This window comes from Microbulbifer mixtoriginis (SeqCode), from assembly GCF_052467515.1.
Genome location: NZ_CP174314.1, coordinates 3,534,272 through 3,552,421, shown reverse-complemented (window position 1 = coordinate 3,552,421; position 18,150 = coordinate 3,534,272). Strand labels below are relative to the sequence as shown.

At 42.0% G+C, this 18,150-nt stretch carries 12 protein-coding genes; 3 read left to right on the top strand and 9 right to left on the bottom strand.

Annotation, left to right across the window (positions count from 1 at the left end; genetic code table 11):
- Positions 1-116: 116 nt before the first annotated feature.
- From ACJJIT_RS15375 to ACJJIT_RS15365, 3 genes are all read right to left on the bottom strand, one after another.
- Positions 117-398, bottom strand: a complete 282-nt coding sequence (locus tag ACJJIT_RS15375) for a zinc-ribbon domain containing protein (protein WP_444898942.1) — start codon at positions 396-398, stop codon at positions 117-119.
- 279 nt (positions 399-677) lie between these two features.
- Entirely contained in the window at positions 678-3,569 is a 2,892-nt protein-coding gene (gene gcvP / locus ACJJIT_RS15370) for an aminomethyl-transferring glycine dehydrogenase (protein WP_444898941.1), read from the bottom strand.
- A 734-nt stretch (positions 3,570-4,303) separates the two neighbouring features.
- Positions 4,304-4,531, bottom strand: coding sequence for a hypothetical protein (locus tag ACJJIT_RS15365; protein ID WP_444891135.1), 228 nt, complete (start codon positions 4,529-4,531; stop codon positions 4,304-4,306).
- 436 nt (positions 4,532-4,967) lie between these two features.
- On the opposite strand from ACJJIT_RS15365, the gene ACJJIT_RS15360 reads away from it, so the two are divergent.
- A complete protein-coding gene (locus ACJJIT_RS15360) occupies positions 4,968-6,182 on the top strand; it encodes a hypothetical protein (protein ID WP_444898940.1) in 1,215 nt (404 codons plus the stop codon).
- Between the two features lie 475 nt (positions 6,183-6,657).
- On the opposite strand, the gene ACJJIT_RS15355 is transcribed toward ACJJIT_RS15360, so the two are convergent.
- Positions 6,658-6,849: a hypothetical protein gene (locus ACJJIT_RS15355; RefSeq protein ID WP_444898939.1), complete on the bottom strand. Its 192-nt coding sequence runs from the start codon at positions 6,847-6,849 to the stop codon at positions 6,658-6,660.
- Positions 6,850-7,347: 498 nt separating this feature from the next.
- On the opposite strand from ACJJIT_RS15355, the gene ACJJIT_RS15350 reads away from it, so the two are divergent.
- Positions 7,348-8,349, top strand: coding sequence for a helix-turn-helix domain-containing protein (locus ACJJIT_RS15350; RefSeq protein ID WP_252084770.1), 1,002 nt, complete (start codon positions 7,348-7,350; stop codon positions 8,347-8,349).
- The gene (locus ACJJIT_RS15345; protein ID WP_444900924.1) at positions 8,336-9,565 is read left to right on the top strand and encodes an MFS transporter; all 1,230 of its coding nucleotides are present in this window, start codon (positions 8,336-8,338) and stop codon (positions 9,563-9,565) included. The genes ACJJIT_RS15350 and ACJJIT_RS15345 overlap by 14 nt, the downstream gene beginning before the upstream one ends.
- Positions 9,566-9,621: 56 nt before the next feature.
- On the opposite strand, the gene ACJJIT_RS15340 is transcribed toward ACJJIT_RS15345, so the two are convergent.
- Genes ACJJIT_RS15340 through ACJJIT_RS15320 form a run of 5 tightly spaced genes read right to left on the bottom strand, consistent with a single transcriptional unit; the run spans position 9,622 to position 18,124 of the window.
- On the bottom strand, positions 9,622-10,788 hold the full coding sequence (locus tag ACJJIT_RS15340; RefSeq protein ID WP_444898938.1) for an acyl-CoA dehydrogenase family protein: 1,167 nt from the start codon (positions 10,786-10,788) through the stop codon (positions 9,622-9,624).
- A 57-nt stretch (positions 10,789-10,845) separates the two neighbouring features.
- Positions 10,846-13,350 carry an aminotransferase class III-fold pyridoxal phosphate-dependent enzyme gene (locus tag ACJJIT_RS15335; protein ID WP_444898937.1) on the bottom strand — a complete coding sequence of 835 codons (2,505 nt, stop codon included), beginning with the start codon at positions 13,348-13,350 and terminating at the stop codon, positions 10,846-10,848.
- Positions 13,351-13,366: 16 nt separating this feature from the next.
- The gene (locus ACJJIT_RS15330; RefSeq protein ID WP_444898936.1) at positions 13,367-15,784 is read right to left on the bottom strand and encodes a hypothetical protein; all 2,418 of its coding nucleotides are present in this window, start codon (positions 15,782-15,784) and stop codon (positions 13,367-13,369) included.
- A gap of 29 nt (positions 15,785-15,813) precedes the next feature.
- On the bottom strand, positions 15,814-16,929 hold the full coding sequence (locus tag ACJJIT_RS15325; RefSeq protein WP_444898935.1) for a hypothetical protein: 1,116 nt from the start codon (positions 16,927-16,929) through the stop codon (positions 15,814-15,816).
- Position 16,930: 1 nt separating this feature from the next.
- Complete coding sequence (locus tag ACJJIT_RS15320; RefSeq protein WP_252084775.1) at positions 16,931-18,124, bottom strand: MFS transporter; 1,194 nt, start codon at positions 18,122-18,124, stop codon at positions 16,931-16,933.
- Between the last annotated feature and the right edge of the window lie 26 nt (positions 18,125-18,150).

Here is an 18,150-nt window from a genome sequence, read left to right as displayed (position 1 = left end):
TGATTTAGTTAATTCTCTTTAGGAAATCTATTTCGGAGTGGGTAGTAAACACTCCGAAATACAACCCTTATACTCAGCTCCTAAGGGGTTGTTTCTGACTCTTGGTGGATACACTTCTACTCTTTTTTAATAAAGTTCTTTTTAAAGAAGGCCTCATTGTGGTGTAGTTTTTTCTTTGCCATTGCTTCCATATGAGCTTTCTGTTCTGCCTTCGATTGGTTTCTCATTTTCCTACAGGGCCGGCAGCGAACCGCAGAGGTCTTGAAGTCTCCGTTGGCGATTTCATACCACCATTTTTGTTGCTTTGCTATCCATACTTCTTCTGAGCCACAATCTTTACATTGGAATTCTCGATCTAAGTAGTAGAGAGGAATGTCAATGTAGTAAGAGTGGTACACAACTGCTGCCCTATCTACCGCAATAGCCCAGCCGGGAATGGGGCCACTGAATTGACCAAGGATCTAGCCCCTATTTAACTTCTCTATTCTCGTTTTCTTCGAGCTTGCTTAATTTCGGTTCTTCTTTGGTTACCGCTTTTCATTGGGTGTTCCTTATCACTGATTGAGAGGAAAAGGAGGGGGGGCTTTGAAGGTGGTCGAAGTTTAATTCGACCCAATAAAAACGAAAAAAGCGGGCATTAAGCCCGCTTTTAAACCTTCCTATGAGAGTGTCGGATTTTACTCGGCGTAGCTCTCGATCGGAGGGCAGGAGCAGATCAGGTTGCGGTCGCCGTATACGTTGTCGATACGGTTAGCAGCGGGCCACACCTTGTGCTCTTTTAACCACGCCGCTGGGCGCGCAGCGATATCGCGGGAGTAGCTGTGGGTCCACTCTTCGCTCATCACGTCCTCAAGGGTGTGAGGGGCGTTGTGCAGCGGGTTGTCCTCAGAAGAATATTTACCGCTGGTGACATCTTCCACTTCTTGGCGAATTGTTGCCATCGCTTCGATAAAGCGATCCAGCTCACCTTTAGATTCACTTTCGGTAGGCTCGATCATCAGGGTGCCGGCTACCGGGAAGGACATGGTGGGGGAGTGGAAGCCAAAGTCCATCAGGCGCTTGGCGATATCCTCTTCAGTGATACCGCTGGCTTCCTTGAGGGGGCGCAGGTCAACCAGGCATTCGTGGGCAACAAAGCCATTGGTGCCGGTGTAGAGTAGGGAGTAGTGCTCACCCAGCTTCTTGGCTACGTAGTTGGCGTTCAGGATTGCCATCTCGGTAGCCTGCTTCATACCCTGCTTACCCATCATGCGGATATACATCCAGCTGATCGGCAGGATACTGGCGGAGCCCCAGGGAGCAGCGGAGATGGTGCCGTTATCCAGATTGGTTTCCGGTACTTCAGTCACCGGGTGGGCCGCCAGGTAGGGCTTCAGGTGTTCGCCAACAGCGATCGGGCCCATACCGGGGCCGCCACCACCGTGAGGGATACAGAAAGTTTTGTGCAGGTTCAGGTGGGATACGTCACCACCGAACTGGCCCGGAGCCGCGACGCCGATCAGGGCGTTCATGTTGGCACCATCGATATAAACCTGGCCGCCAGCCTGGTGTACCAGGTCGCAAACTTCGCGGATACCTTCTTCGAACACCCCGTGGGTGGACGGATAAGTGACCATCAGTGCGGCAACGCGGTCGCCGTGCTCTTCGATTTTGGCTTTCAGGTCTTCGATATCCACATTGCCTTTATCATCACAGGCAACCACAACCACTTTCATGCTCACCATCATGGCGGAAGCCGGATTGGTGCCGTGGGCAGAGGCGGGAATCAGGCAGATATCGCGTTGGGTTTCGCCCTTCGTTTCGAAGTACTTCTTGATAGCAACCAGGCCTGCGTATTCACCCTGTGAACCGGCGTTGGGCTGCAGGCTCACCGCATCGTAACCGGTGCAGGCGGACAGCATTTGCTGTAGCTGGCGGAACATTTCCGCGTAGCCTTCCGCTTGATCTAGAGGTGCGAAGGGGTGCAGCTTGCCGAACTCGGGCCAGGTGACTGGGATCATCTCCGCAGTGGCGTTCAGCTTCATGGTGCAGGAGCCCAGGGGAATCATAGAGTGATTCAGGGCGATATCCTTGGCTTCCAGAGACTTGAGATAGCGCAGCATCTCGGTTTCGGAGTGGTAAGTGTTGAACACCGGGTGGGTCAGGAATTCAGTATCGCGCACCAGGGAGGCGGGTACACCCAGAGAGCCCTTGCTGGCAATTTCGCTGTCCAGAGTGTGCAGATCGACGCTGTGTTCGGTGCCGATAAAGGCATTGATCAGGTCGGACACATCCTGCAGGGTGGCGGTCTCACTCAGGCTCACACCCAGGGCGTCTTCACCAATTTTACGCAGGTTGATCTCAGCGGCCAGGGCGCGCTGGTAAATCTCTTGCTGCTTGGCGCCAACGGTGACATTCAGGGTATCGAACCAACTGTCGTGGGCCAGATTGAAGCCTTCCTGCTGTAGGGCGGAAGCGAGAATATCTGCCAGGCGCTGGATGCGGGCAGCGATGGTTTTCAGGCCTTCAGGGCCGTGGTAAATCGCATAGAAAGCGCTCATTACCGCCAACAGCACCTGGGAAGTACAGATGTTGGAGTTGGCTTTTTCGCGGCGAATATGCTGTTCGCGAGTCTGCATAGCCATGCGCAGGGCACGTTTGCCTTTGCTGTCTACGGAAACGCCGATAATACGACCCGGTGCGGAGCGCTTGTAAGCTTCGCGGAAGGCGAAGAAACCGGCGTGGGGACCACCGTAGCCCATGGGGATGCCGAAGCGTTGGTTACAGCCAACAACTACGTCTGCACCCATATCACCCGGTGCTCGCAGGGCTACCAGGCTCATCAGATCTGCGGCCACGGTTACCAGGGCGTTGGCTTCGTGCACCTTGGTGATGATGTCGGTCAGGTCGCGTACGCGACCGGTGCTGCCGGGGTACTGCAGCAGGGCACCGAACAGCTCGGCGGGAATATCTTTTTCCACATCGCCTACAACGACCTCGAAGCCGAAGTGCTCGGCGCGGGTCTTAACTACGGCGATGGTCTGCGGGTGGCAGTCCTGGTCCACAAAGTAGACGTTGGATTTGTTGCGTTTGACCTGGCGCTTACACATGGCCATGGCTTCAGCTGCTGCGGTACCTTCATCCAGCATGGAGGCGTTGGCCAATTCCATTCCGGTGAGGTCCATAATCATCTGCTGGAAGTTCAGCAGGCCTTCCAGGCGGCCCTGGGCAATTTCCGGCTGGTAAGGGGTATAGGCGGTGTACCAACCCGGATTCTCCAGCACGTTGCGCAGGATCACATTGGGGGTAATGGTGTCGTGGTAACCCATACCTATAAAGGTGCGGTAGATCTTGTTGCGCGCCGCGATATCTTTCAGCTCTGCGAGGGCCTCAACTTCATTGATTGCATCGGCCAGATCCAGCTCATCGGTCTTGCGAATGGCTTCGGGCACGGTTTTCTCGATCAGCTCTTCGAGGCTGGCAACTCCGAGGGTTTCCAGCATGGCCTCTACCTGTTTGGCATCGGGGCCAATATGGCGATGGATAAAGGCGTCGTGTTGTTCCAACTGCTGCAGCGATGGTTGGGTCATAAACTTCGTTCCTGTAGTCGCAGGGAGTCGTCGCGGTGCGCTCGCGGTTAAAAATAGCACCTGGCCTCGGTACCGCTTTTCCTGTGGAAAGCCTCGGGCCTCCGCGTAGCGGATAGGCGAGGGTAACGCTTGGGAGAATCGGTTTGCTGGCAGCCCCAGTGTTGCAATACGGAACCAGAGGGGAAGCCGGGCCATAGCGGCAGGCGCGCATCTTAGCAATCGGCGCGAGTAGGGGCAATCTGCGGGTTTTGGGCGGGGAAACTGCTAAATTTTGGCGCAAAAAGTGGGTTAAATCCTGTAATGTGGGATATTGAGGTATTTTGTTCTGGGTGAGCCGAAGAAGTTATGGTTTTAAGTGCGAACAAAGGGTATGAGTGAACATATAGTCCCAGACCCTACGGTAGCGAGTAGCCTTCTACTAGGGCATCGAGTATATGTATATTCAGTAACGGCTGGAAACTAGAGATCTCCTTAGATGGGTATAACCTAATTTTGTCTCCAAGCTCATTCATTTAGCTTTCATCTAAGGTGCCTGGCTAAATTTTAAATGAATGATATAAAAGTTAGTAATCTGTAAAAGTGTACTATTACAGCTGTTACTTAAATCTAGCAATATTATTAAATAGAAGAAATATTCTGAGCTGTTCCAATCAAATTTTGTGCTTCAATCAAAATAATCCTTTTCCAAGACCGACGTTACTGGATGGCTAAACTTTTAACTTCAAGAATAATTTCTAAGCACAAAAAGAAATTTTTGAATATATACGCGTTAGATATCTGACGTTCATCAACGCCAAATTCTTTGAGTTTTCATTTGATAGCATAGCTTTACTATTTAATGGCTTTATACGGTAAGAAGAGGTATTTAATTCATCTTTACCTGAAAGATGTAGCGTTAAATGAAGGTTGTCTTTTTGTGTAATCTCTATCTCTTTCAAAGTAATCCTCACTGCAATCGCCATTTCATAATTACTATATATTCTAAGGGGTGGTACATCTAGTTATATCATAGATTTCCTTTTGTGAAGCAGGTTTATTACGGGATCGACTTTTTTACAATCCCACTTCAGGCTTTAACTCTTCATAAAGTTGGTGGAGATAATCATTTAGACTGTCTTTTTAACCTGAAAATGGTGCAAGAGAATGGTTGGGAGGTTAGTAATTATCGGTGCTAGTAATTTATGAAGCCGTATTTTTATGATGCTGAATCTGGAAAAATGACATGAGACTTATTTAAGGTTAATCTTAGCCAAATACTTATCTTATCGGTTCATGATTCGGGATCCGATAAGGTTGGTATCTAACTATTAGCAAGCTACCGTAGTTAGATAAGTAGGATGTTTGAGTTTTGATACTATCCGGTAGCGGAGCTTATTAAAATGTGCAAAGGATTAGCGAGTGAAAAATAATAATTTATACATGGTGGTAACAATACTCATCCTAAGTGTTTGCAATACTCAAAGAGTAGAGGCTAACGGTGGTAATACCAACAGAATAACAGAAGTTCTAAAGTCGGGTGAGGTTGGACTGAACCTTCGATACCGTACAGAGTATGTCGAACAAGATAATTTGTATGAAGATGCTGTAGCCTCTACTTTAAGAACACGTATTAACTGGAGAAGTGGTAGCTTTCAGGGGGCGAACTTCTTCCTTGAGTTGGACAATGTGAGTGAGATTGGTGTAGATAAGTATAACTCTACGGTTAATGGCAAGACTGAATACCCTGTTGTGGCTGACCCCAAAGGTACAGAGATTAATCAGGTGTACTTGAGATATAATTTAGAACAATTGAAAGTTACGGTAGGTAATCAGCGTATTAACTTAAATAACCCACGCTTTGTTGGAGGCATGGAGGGTAAAGCAAGCTGGCGTCAGAACGAAAGAACATACGATGGTATACGCTATCAATATGGTAATCCGGGTCAATTACAGTTAGATCACAGCTATATCTACAACATCAATCGTGTTTATGGAGAAGATAGCAACTTTTCAGATTTCAAAGGGGATATCCACTTATTTCGAGCTAGCTACCCTGTTTTAACAAAACATCAACTATCTGTATTTTTATATAATCTAGACTTCGATAATGCCATAAATGATTCTAGTCGTACTTACGGTATGGATTATCTGGGAAATTTTGGTGCCTTTGAAACCCGTTTGAGTTTCGCACACCAGAAAAATATTAATAAAAACCTTAATGATTACTCAGCAAATTATTATCTAGCTGAGATTACAGGCACCTTAGGAAAAATGAAGGGGAAAATAGGTTACGAGATACTGGGAGCAAACAACGGTATTGGTTTCAGTACACCACTTGCAACTACCCATAAATTTCAAGGATTTACAGATAAATTCAGAAAAACACCAGCAAAAGGCGTTGAAGATTTGTATGTTACTGCCAACTTAAAACTGATCGGTGGGAATTTGGGCATTAGTTATCATAACTTTGAAGCCAATCAGGGAAACGCGTTTTATGGTAGTGAATGGAGTGTCAGATATAATCGCAAATTCAGTAAGCATTTGTCTGGTATGGTGAAATATGCAACCTATAACGCAAAAGATTATTTATCTGATACAAATAAATTTTGGTTGATGATTACTATGAACTTTTAATTTCAGGGGTGAGATTTAGATATTGACAGTGTATCTTAGATATTAAAATATTTTGAATTGTGGTATTTAGCTTGTCAGGAATATGACTTATATGAAAGGGCAAGCTAACCACCTAGCCTACATTAGCCTGTTGGTTAAAAATTTTGTATAGCATAAACTAAATTTTTTTCTCATCCAAAATAGGTAGAACTACCGGTGTTTAAAGTTGCCAGATGAAATTAAATGACGAACATATATGCAACCATAAAATATCCACTTATTCTGCTGAAAAGTAGAAGTGATGTCTAAGAAATTTCGATTATCCGACAGATTTAAAGGATAAGCTGTGAGTTCTTTCTTAAGTAGGCTTCAGTATTGAGAAGAGCAGGTAGTATGATTAATTACATGAACGAAACACCTCTCAAGGAGTCTGACAAATAATTACCCTGAATAGATGAAAGGGCTTTCTAGCGGTTTGGCATAGGAAAACTGTAATCTAGATATGGGAAAATAAGAATGGAAAGATGCTGACTGCTGACTGCTGACTGCTGACTGCTGACTGCTGACTGCTGACTGCTGACTGCTGACTGCTGACTGCTGACTGCTGACTGCTGACTGCTGACTGCTGACTGCTGACTGCTGACTGCTGACTGCTGACTGCTGACTGCTGACTGCTGACGATATTCAAGTAAGAAGTACCATAACAGCAGCCTCAGTATAGAAATAGTATTCCTCTCCTCCTCATGCTGATGCGACATTGCATACAAAAACACTTACTTTTCGTGTGGGAAATCGATAGTTCTTGAATCTCCTAAAGATGGCTTGGTGGGCCACAGTTTAGATAGTATCTGACGAGAAAGTTCAAGTAGAAGAATAGTTTCTAGTATGGATGGAAGAATGTTTCAAAAGTATCAATGGCATAAAGTAGAGTGAAATTTTGAAACTTTTGATATTTTCTGCCCCAGGCAGTTAAGCAGATGATTATTTAACCTCTCTTCAGATCTTATATAACTTTACTCAACAAATAATCAAGATAGATAAGTCACAAAATAACACTTTAGATAAATAACATCCTATTTAGTTTCTTACCTGTAAAAAATGAAAGGTGTTAGTTTAATTTCCTTGAAATGAAGGCAATCTAATGTATTCTCATGTGAAAATTTGATGGATAGATGGATTAGATCAAATGGAGTTGTGTGGGAAAAAGTCTGTAATTGATGGTTGCGTACCATTTATTGTCTCTGATAATTACTTACAAGAGACAGGTAGGGCCCAGGGCAAGTGGAGCCAAACTTCTCTGCCACCTGAAATTGGCGATACGGAGTTCACGACGTGTAGAATATGCGACGATATTACTTTGACTGGAAGTAGCTGTACGTTTAATGACCACTATCTTTCGTGTATTCGCTATCAAAAAAATACAACACTACTGATATTTGGATTTGAAGGAGTTAGTTCCATTGGGTTTTCCAAAAATGATATAAATTATTTGATTAGACCTGGTGATGTTTGGTTGGTGAATACCGGAGGCAGTAAGCTTTTTCGATATACACCTTCTAAGCAAAAGAATGAAATGGTTGTAATCAAATATGCAACAAAACGTGTCGGTTTTGCCTTTCCAAATAAATCTAGAATTTTTTCCGATAATGGAACACCTTGGCTTATGAGGCTGGGTTATCAAGAAGCAAATGAATCCTGGATTTCAGACTTAATGGGAAACCCTTTTAATACGGCTTTAGATTGTTTGAGTGCTGAGGCAAAAACGCTCGATGTATTGGCTCGATGGCTGAGACCTCTCGCTGAACTTGCACCTGATGATACTCCCGTCGCAAAAAAATCATCCGAAATGGACAAGATAATAAACTTGATGACGGCTGATTTAGCTAATGTCCCTTCGCTGGAGGAAATGTCAAGAATAGTAGGGATGAGCCATAGTCGATTAAATAGAACCTTCAAAAAGACTTTTGGCAAGACAGTATTTGGTTGGCTAAGAGATTATCGGTTGGCGAGAGCACGATCACTGTTAAAAGATAAGCAAAGAAGTATTACAGATATTGCTTTCTTATGTGGATTTAGCAGTGCAAGCCATTTTGCACAGACTTTTAAACAGAGATATAGCTGCACTCCTATTGAATTTAGGAATAATGAAAAACTACAGGAAGTGTACTGTGAGTATGGAATCAGTTAAGTCTTTTAAGAAAGCACAAAACATTAACTTATTACTTCTTATCCTGGTTGCCAATGGAGTAGCGCACAGTCTATTTGTTATAACATTTCCTTTACTTGGTAGAAATTTGGGGCTAACAGATATTCAAACCGGTTTTATATTAACGGTCTCCTCTCTCGCTATGATGATTTCGGCTCCATTTTGGGGGGTTAAAAGTGAAATTTATGGAAGAAAAAAAATTATATCTATTGGTATATTGGTCACGGGTTTATTTTTGATATTGACCGCAAGTACTATATATATAAAGCTAACTTTTGATATAACTGTGGTGTCTGTCTTTTTAATTATACTTTGCTTAAGGTTATGCCAGGCAATCGGGGTTGGAGGCATTATGCCGGCAGCTCAGGCATTTATTGCTGATCTCACCTCTCGTGACTACCGCGCAAGAGGAATGGGTAAAATGGGTGCTGCATTCGGAGTTGGTACTATTGTTGGTGGTTTCATAGCAATGCTTATTGGTAAGCATTCCATTGCAATAGGCTTCTCGATCGTTGGATTAAGTCTATTAATATTGTGGTGGTTAGGCTGCAATAATCTACAAGAATCAAAGGAAATTGGAAGTTCGTCATTAAATACAAAATTTAAATTATCTTATAAGAATCTGCTACCAATGTTGTTCATAACATTTTGTGGTCTGCTAATTTATGGAACATTACAGCAAGTTATTGGTTTGAGGTTACAAGATGAATTTGGTTATTCCTCGGGAGAGGCACTTAAAAGAACTGGTGCAGTAATGATGACCAGTATGACAGTTATGGTTATAACTCAGGGTGTGTTAATGAAATTACTTTCATGGTCCCCTGAGAAGTTACTAATAGGTGGTTGTATCATTCAAGTTGTAGCCTTAGTTATATCTGCTTCTGCAGATTCTTACCTGTGGTTATTCTTAGGCATGGCAATGCTGGGAGGTGGAATGGGTTTGCTTTTTCCCGGAAATCTCGCGTTATTAAGTCTCAGTGGTGATGAGAATACACAGGGGAAAATAGCTGGAATCAATGGCGTCAGTAAAGGCTTAGGATTGGCCCTGGGCCCATTGATGGGAGCATTTCTTCACCAGTTTTCCCCTCTCTCACCTTTTATGTTTACTATATTATTAGGTGGGCTAATGGTCGCTGTTAGTTTTTGGAGAGTTAAAAATCATAAGTTAATCCTTCTAAAAGAAAATCAATCAATCTAATTTCTCTGGTGTAGCCAGAAACTGACTGAAATAGTAGTTCTGGCTTTCAAGGGAATTTAGCTGGCTACGAAACAAGGCCCAACTGATCTTTTTAGACCCTTCGCTATGATATTCATATGGATTTCTGATGTTCCATCTATAATACGATACAGTCTAGCATCGCGATAGAAACTCTCAATCACCTCTTCATCGTGACAGCCCGAGGCGCCAAAGACTTGGACAGCCCTATCTGCAACACGCCCCAAAGTTTCGGTTGCGAGTATCTTTACTTGGGAAATGGCAGCCCGAGAATCTAAGCCAGTATCAATTTCCTTAGCAGTTTGTAGAAGAAGTGCTCTTGCAGCTGCAATTTCAATATTACTATCAACAATCATTTGTTTTATTTGGCCAAAATCAATGAGAGCTTTACTAAATTGTTGACGATCTTGGGCGTGTTTCTTCATCAAATACAACAGACGATGGCACTTTCCAATTGCCCTGGCTCCGACTTTACTTAATCTCGCTTTTCCTAATGTATCGCCCAGGATTCTAAAGCCATCATTCTCCTCTCCTAGCAGTGCATCTTTTCCCAGAATAAGATTGTTGAAAATTAGCTCACGATGCGTTGTACCCTTAAATCCGAGCATATTAAAACTTTTTCCATAGGAAAATCCCTGTTGACTCCTATCAACCAAAAATAAAGAGATTCCACGTGGACCAAGATCTGGTTGAGTTACAGCTGCAACTATAAAGTAGTCACAGAAATCCGCATCACTAATGAAATATTTTCTTCCATTAAGTATCCAGCCGGTATCACAGCGTACGGCCCTAGTAGTAATAGATGCCGCATCAGAACCTGCCTCAGGCTCAGAGACAGCTAATGCTGAGTGCCGATCGCCTCTGATACTAGGAATTAAAAAACGCTCAATTTGTTCGGATGTACCTTCCTTAATACACTCATAGATATTTCCTGCCGCCCGACGTGCAAGAATTTCCTTGGTGGCTCCGAACTGTTCTTGCAAGAGAACGTTATCTAATGTGGTGAGTCCCCCTCCTCCAAATCGGCGATCAATATTGGCTGCAAAAAGACCTTCTTGTCGAGATTTTCTTATGATTTCATTAGAAGATTCTGAACTTATTCCACCAGATTTTTCAACCTCCTTTTCAAGAGGAAGGAGTTCTGTTTGTACAAAATCACGTGCTCTCTGAACAAGCTTTTCTTGTTGTTTTGTTAATAATGACATGTTTATCCTTTAGCTGCTGGCTTCCATTAAAAATTAACTGCTTAACATGTATGATGGTTAGTCCATAAAAGTAGACATGTCTCGGCATACTGAATCGAAAGCAGAAATAAATCTTAATGCTTCTTGGGAGTTCAAAACCAATGGAGGTTGAATGCGCATCACGCGACTATTGTTGGCAGTAAGAAAAGTTAAAATATTATGTTCTTGAGAAAGCTTTGTAACGAATCTTAGGGAAAACATATCTTCCAAATTGGACTCAATTGCATCAATGGCAGCAAGCATATGATGCTTGGCATTATCTGACAGCATTTTGTAAGTTTCACGAGAATTCCAGGGTAAGCGATGAGCAAGTTCCTGAGCAGTAGCATTAATACTGCCTTTGAAAGACTGAGAAAATTCAATTGCAAGCATAAGTCCCATTCCCCTTACAGACTTAATGAAGGGGTATTGACTGGCAATTTCTTCTAATGAGCTTTTAAGTTTTTCTCCCATAGCTATAGCATTAGCCGCTAAATTTTCTTCTACAATAACATTTAAAGTCGCAAGAGCCGTAGCAGCAGCCAGGTTTCCGCCTCCAAAAGTTGATGTATGCAAAATACAGCGATCCATACTACCGTAAGCGCTATCCCATAAACGAGGATTTGATATCGTAGCACCAATTGGAATAGTGCCACCGGAAAGTGACTTGGATAATATTAAAATGTCAGGTACCACATTCTCCCACTCACAACAAAAGAGTTTACCGGTTCGACCTAGTCCCGTTTGCACTTCATCGAGAATCATTATGACATTATATTTAGTACATAAACGCCTGACTTCTTTTAAATATCCTTTAGGTGGTAATAGAACACCGCCTTCACCCTGTATAGGCTCAAGGATAAATGCCCTCACGTCACCTTTCTGTAATTCCTCCTCTAATGCGGTCAAGGAACCGAAAGGTATTTCATGGCATTCAGGTAATAGAGGTTCGAATTCTGATCTGTGTTTAGTGCGGCCAGTGATAGATAATGCCCCAAGGGTTTTTCCGTGATAGCCATTATCACAATATATCAAACGACCCGTTGAAGTTGCGGCAAGAGCCATTTTAATAGCAGCTTCCACAGCCTCTGTACCTGAGTTACTGAGGAAGACTCTTGATAAATCTCCAGGAGCAAGCTCAGCCAGCCTCTCTGCAAGTAGAGAAGCATGATATGGCATGGAGACATACTGAACAAAAGTAGGATTCTCCGATGATAAATAATCTGTGATAGCTTTTGTTACTTTAGGGTGATTATGGCCAGTATTAAGGCACCCATAACCGGCAACAAAATCTAAGTAAATTGTTCCATCCATATCAGTGAGTTGACATCCACTTCCGTGATGAAAAACACGTTCAATATGATTAAATTGGTAAAAATCTGCCATCACAGGATTAATGTGATGTCGAAATCTACTAATGGTTTGAGTGCGCTGTAGGTGTTTTGAAGTATCAAGAGAGACCTGAATATCACGATGATGGCGAAGAAGCCCATAAAAATGGGAATCGGTAATCCACTCTCCGTCGGTGGCCATTGGTACAGTGGTAAAACCATGTTTTTCTGCTAGTTGGCCAATGTTTAATACACGCTCTGGCGGCAGTATTCTACCTAATGAATAGTCTTCTCTGCATTGCTCTAAAGTTAAAACTATAGTTTCTGCTAAACAACCATTCATGAACTTCTTTGGAGCAAAATTTTTAGTGGCTTCCCCGAAGCTGACTTCAGGACCTGCAGAAATCAGGCCACCATCTATAATCAAAATATCTTCTCTCGGCTGTAGTGTGGGCATTACATCCTTAGGTAAGGCTGCGTCAACCACTATTGAGCCAGAAAGAAGTCTGGCTGGATCTATTACACTGCCTGTAGAAGTTGCTGCAATATAGAATTTAATTCTACCGTAACAATCTTCAATATTATTAGTGAGCCTTACAGATGAGTGCATCTGGCTAGGCAGGTAGTTCAGATATTTATCAGGATCGCTCTTACCTCGATGCACTAAAGTTAGGTGACAACCTTTATCGATAAGTAGTTGAGCAATAGCGAGAGAAATAGAGCCTGGATAGCCTATAATGGCAACTTCTATACCTTGAGGTGAAAGTTCGAGCCGCTCCATAGCTTGTAGAATGTTTCTTTGAGCAGCATAAGCTGTTAGAGAGTTACCTGTGGTGATTGGAATTGAGCATTTCTCTGCTGTCTGCAGGCCCCGATTTCCAACGATGCCAGTGAATCCACCTAACCCAACTAGTTCTGCTCCTCGGCTTTGTAAGTCATTGATTCCCTCAATAACACGTTTTGTTACATTTCGATGTTCCGAAAGCATTTCCTCTGCGGTTAGAGGCATATAGTGGATAATTCCACTACATTGTGACCCTGCCTTACTGATAACGGAATCAAAAGTAGTAAAAGGCACAAGGTTTTGCTTTTTCCAGTAGTCCTCATGATAACCATTACTTTGCTCATCAATATTTCGGTTGACCAAATCTATAAGTTTAACATGACGCTTCAGGGCAACTGATGTTGGGTGAGCGATAAATCCAAATTTCATTCTTTTAAGTCCAAATTCAAGCTGTAATTCGATTCCAAGAGGCTTCAGAGATTAGGCTTAGTCCATCTCCATCAGAATTGTGGGATAGAAGCACCTCAGCAATATTTATTCTTCCCTTTTGATTCAAAAGATCTCCTATTTGCTGCTCCTGATAGCTACTAACCCTTGTTCGATTAACAATGATATTGCGGGAAGTAACAGGCTCTCTCTTATACTCGGTATGGTTCTCCTGAAGTGGTAAAGGCACCACTACCTGTCGACCACAGCCAGATGGTGTTCTTTTGTCCAAATATGTTTGAATCATTGATAAAACACCATTGCATAGATACAAAAGTGTAATATTAATTTTTGTCCCATTTGGGTTTTGAGATAAAGCATGGACAAGTTGACTCTCAATATTGGGGACTAGTGCTCGTGCACCATCGCCAATAAATGCCAATACATTTTTATCAGAAGTTCTAGCAATGTAGGGTAGGGCAGAAAGCGCATCTCCCATTAGTGCTCTTCCGTACCAGCCAGAAAAACTACGACAGGTCCTTGGTATATTACGTATTGCAGATAACCCACAGCGTCCTACATCATAAACACCAATGAATTCAAATGCATTGTTCTCAATTAATCTCCTAACCTGTTGACCTAATTTCAACATGAAATAATTGGCTGACATTGGAAGGCTGGCCATATAATCCCCGGGTACACATTCGTCAAGATTTGTAGCCTCTGTCAAGTATGCTAAGCGATTTGCTTTGATGTGATCCTGTACGTCTAAGTGCGCCTTTATATACTCCAAGAGTTTTACAAGAGGCATATTAAGGGCAATATTGCTGTAAGGAGAGAGATGACGTTTATTTTTATTAACTTGGACGATATGGATATTACGCTTCAGTTTACCTTCTGAAAATGGGGTCGCAGCCTGATCAATTTTATGTTTTAAAAAAAATTGACTAAGAGTATCCGGTCCTCGTAGTTTTCCATTGTCATGTAGGTAGTGATAAACCCGTCGACTGAAAGCATAGACGCCGAAGGTTCCAAGATAGTTTTTATTAAGTTTTCCATTTCTATAAGCTTGAACCGTACCTGGATGAGTTAATGAATCGGTTAGAGCTATACCTGCATCTTGCGCAATCTGGGTTACCAACTCAAGCTCATACTTAGAAAGCGGACCACAGTTCCAGAGTAATCTGATATCAGAATTGTTAATTAAGTTCATAACAGTATCGAGATCATTCTGATGTATATCATCAGGTTCGGATACTTTTGATATGAATTCAGATGGGCTAAATGTATTCTCCCTAGACTCGAGTATATTTGGAGTGGCAAAAATGAAAACGGGACCAGGATTTTCATGCATGACTTGAAAAGCCTTATTCAGCTGTTCTGATAAGGTTTCCCGATCATGTAGGTATACGTGGGGTATCCTTCTGGCAGCTATGACCTCACGCCCATCAGTATCAACGTCAATTGTTCCCTGAAAAGCAAACCAAGAATCAGCTGGACTATCAGCACATATAATTAAACCTGGGGCTTTTGCTCTTTGAAGGTTGGATAAAGTACCACGAAATTCATCAATCATACCAGAAGTGACTGTAATAACGTATGAACGCTCGAATAGTTGCCATCCTGCTAATGCGCCAGCAGCTAAACAATGCTCATTATTACCAGTTAAACATCTGGGCGATGAATCATCCTGGACATCCGTACATAATGCCTGTATTGAGCGAATTAAGTTGGCTACCATAGAGCCCGTATAATAGTGGAAATCCCATTGCTTCGGCCAGAATTCTTGCATGTGACTAAAGATTGCCTGGGCGAGTCCAATTGGTGATTTAGTGGTTGCTGCAGTTCTTGATAATAACTTATTGAGATAACCGTGCTCCATGTGATCAATCAATAGTTTTAGCAATTTCGCCCTAACTAAATCCGGATCGTCTTGTAGAACTTGAATCTGAGTACTGCCATCAACATATGATAAAATACTATTTAGACTCTCTTCTGGCACGTACATAACTTTAGAAAATGGAGTAAGTGTACGTACTTTACAAGATGATATTAATAAATCAAAAGGGCTTTCGGGTAAGCTAATGTTGGCCTCTTTGGAGTATTCAGGTAAATATTCAGTGTCAACAATAAATATGTCAAAAACAGTATTTTCTCCAGGCAACACCTTAATTGCTTCATTTAAATCTCTAAATATATATGGAGTAAATGAGAATTCATGACGTTTGCCAGCATTCGTTAGATAGTGTTGAGCTTGTTTTATAGTGGCATTCAATATGTCCCTATTATTTTTCGGCGGTAGAGAAAATGGCTCTATCGTAAATGAGCAATCATCCTCAGGATTTTGAATGACATGGATAAGAGAAAAAATATAATCCAGCTCTTCAATAAGAGCAGGATTCTCAGAAATAATGCATATCCCTATGTTGTGATTCATCTCTAAAGTTGAGCCTCTAATTCATTTTGTTAAATATCGTTTGGGTCAATAATTTTTTCTGATATAAGCAGAGCCTGCAGAAGAAAAAAATATCCCCATATTGTTTCACCTAAACTTTCTTCGCTAGAGTTAATACGAAAAAAGCAACCGTTAAAATATGCCTCATGGGACTGGTCGTTTATATTGAAGTAGTCAGACTCAATTATATTTTTAATAATAGAGTTGGCTTCTGCTCGCCAATCAATCATATTGTTTGGACATGCGGAAAGTTTGTACATGGATAATGCCGCGATCAGTGATGCAGAGGGATCCAGGTGATTTCGATTTCCATTTTTAAGGTTCTTAGGGAATTTATCAGAATATTCATTAAGCCATTCAACGCACAATGATTCAGCCAATGTATGATAATCTCCGCCCCAAAGACGGGAAGCAGTAGCCAAGCCCAAAAGTCCCCAACTATGGCCTCGAGCCCAACCCTTGGAAGAATTGCTTATTTTTATTTTATTGCTTCCAAGTGTAGCATTTGCAGAAAAATTACCACTTGGGTCGAGCATAAACTTAATAATTGAATCGGTGTGTGATTTTGCAGTAGAACGGGTTTCAGAGTCACCATGCTGTAACAGTTGGATAAGAGCAGCAAGGCCATCAATATTTAGTGTGTTTTTTCCTTTTTCTCCTGCCCCCAAAGCGGTTCCCATGGGATAGCAATCCCACTTCGAATTGAAACTTTGAAAGATGGTTTTTGCTGCTTTTTCCGCAAATAAAATAGACTTAGTATCGTTAAATAAACGAATACCAGGCGCTAATGCATACCAATAAATCATGCTGCGGAATATTGTGTCTGAATATAGTTTTGGTGTGAGACGTTCTAAAATAGAAGACGCGTAATTTCTATCAATATCCTTTCCACTGAATTTTGCCTTCAACCACCAGCTGCCACACCAAAATCCGCCCATCCAAGAACCTCCTGAAGAAAAGTTCCACTGATTATCCTGGGGGGATGTAAATATTGGGAAATTATCATCACAAGAATAAGAAATTCTCTCTAAAGTATTGGTTATGGCATATATGGCAGTGTAATTTACACTTGTAGAAGAGTCTGAAAAAGATGACTCTTTATTCTCTACCAACAAAGAATTATTCATTTTAAACAGCTTCTTGTTGAGTGAGAGAATGCTGGTTTGCAAGAATCAGGCAAGAACTCCCACTTATCAACAGGATTAAAATAGTAAATATCCATCCACTTGAAAAAGATTCAAAGAATGAAATGATCATTCCAAAAATAGATGATCCGACGGCTATACCAGCAAAAAAAGCAGCAGATATCATTCCAGATGCATAGGCAATAGGGCCAAATCTTGAATCCTTTACAACCATCCCCATAGCTATTGCATTAGTTGCCACAATACTTAATCCAATTCCAATGACTCCAATATAAATTGGCCAAGAGGCCTCAATATTTGATTTCATTGTGATAAATATGGCTAGAATAGCGAATCCAATCATCCCTACGATAAACATTGCTTGATTATCAAATGATGAGGCTATAGGTGTCATTATAATTCGAGAGGACATTCCTGTAATACCAAACAATGTAATGAGAAGCCCTGCTTGCTCTGGGCTTAGGGATAAACTGATTGCAAAGCTTGGTATATAAGTGATGTATGCAGAAAGAACTGCTCCAATTCCTCCTTGGGTTAACATTAATAGCGCAAGCTTTCTATTTGGAATGTATTGTTGAGAGGATTTCCTTACTAGAGGCTTATTTGGAGATACTTTCCAACTTAGTATTGCCATTACTATTGCTATAGGTACTACAGCCAAGAAGGATACTCTCCAACCCCAATTATTTGCTATAAAAGGCAGAGTGAAACCGGCAAGTAATGCTGATAACTGCACTCCAGATTGCTTCATACCGACCATCATGGCCTTACTAGAGTCTGGGATTCTTAGTGCAATTAACTTATTAGTTAAGGGATTGGCTAAGGCTTGAGAAAGACCAACTATAGAAATTGCGCCAATGATTGTCCATAAGCTATCCGAGATACTAATTATAAAAAAAGATATTGCAATTGTTATGAAGTGAAGAACATATGATGCCCTAAGACCAAAATAGTCGACAGCATTTCCCGCAAATAGGGATAAAATTGATGCTAACCCAAAAGAAACCATCACAATATAGCTCAGGTCACTCTCTTGTACTTGTAGTGCTTTAATTAAATATGGGCTCAGCACACCAGTTGCATAAAGAATGAACATTGGTAATGCCATTGCAAGTAAAAGAACCAGTCCAATTTTTATTTTATCGAACGGATCTATATGAGTTGGAGGGGCACTCATGATCGATTTAATCCTTTTTAGGGAGA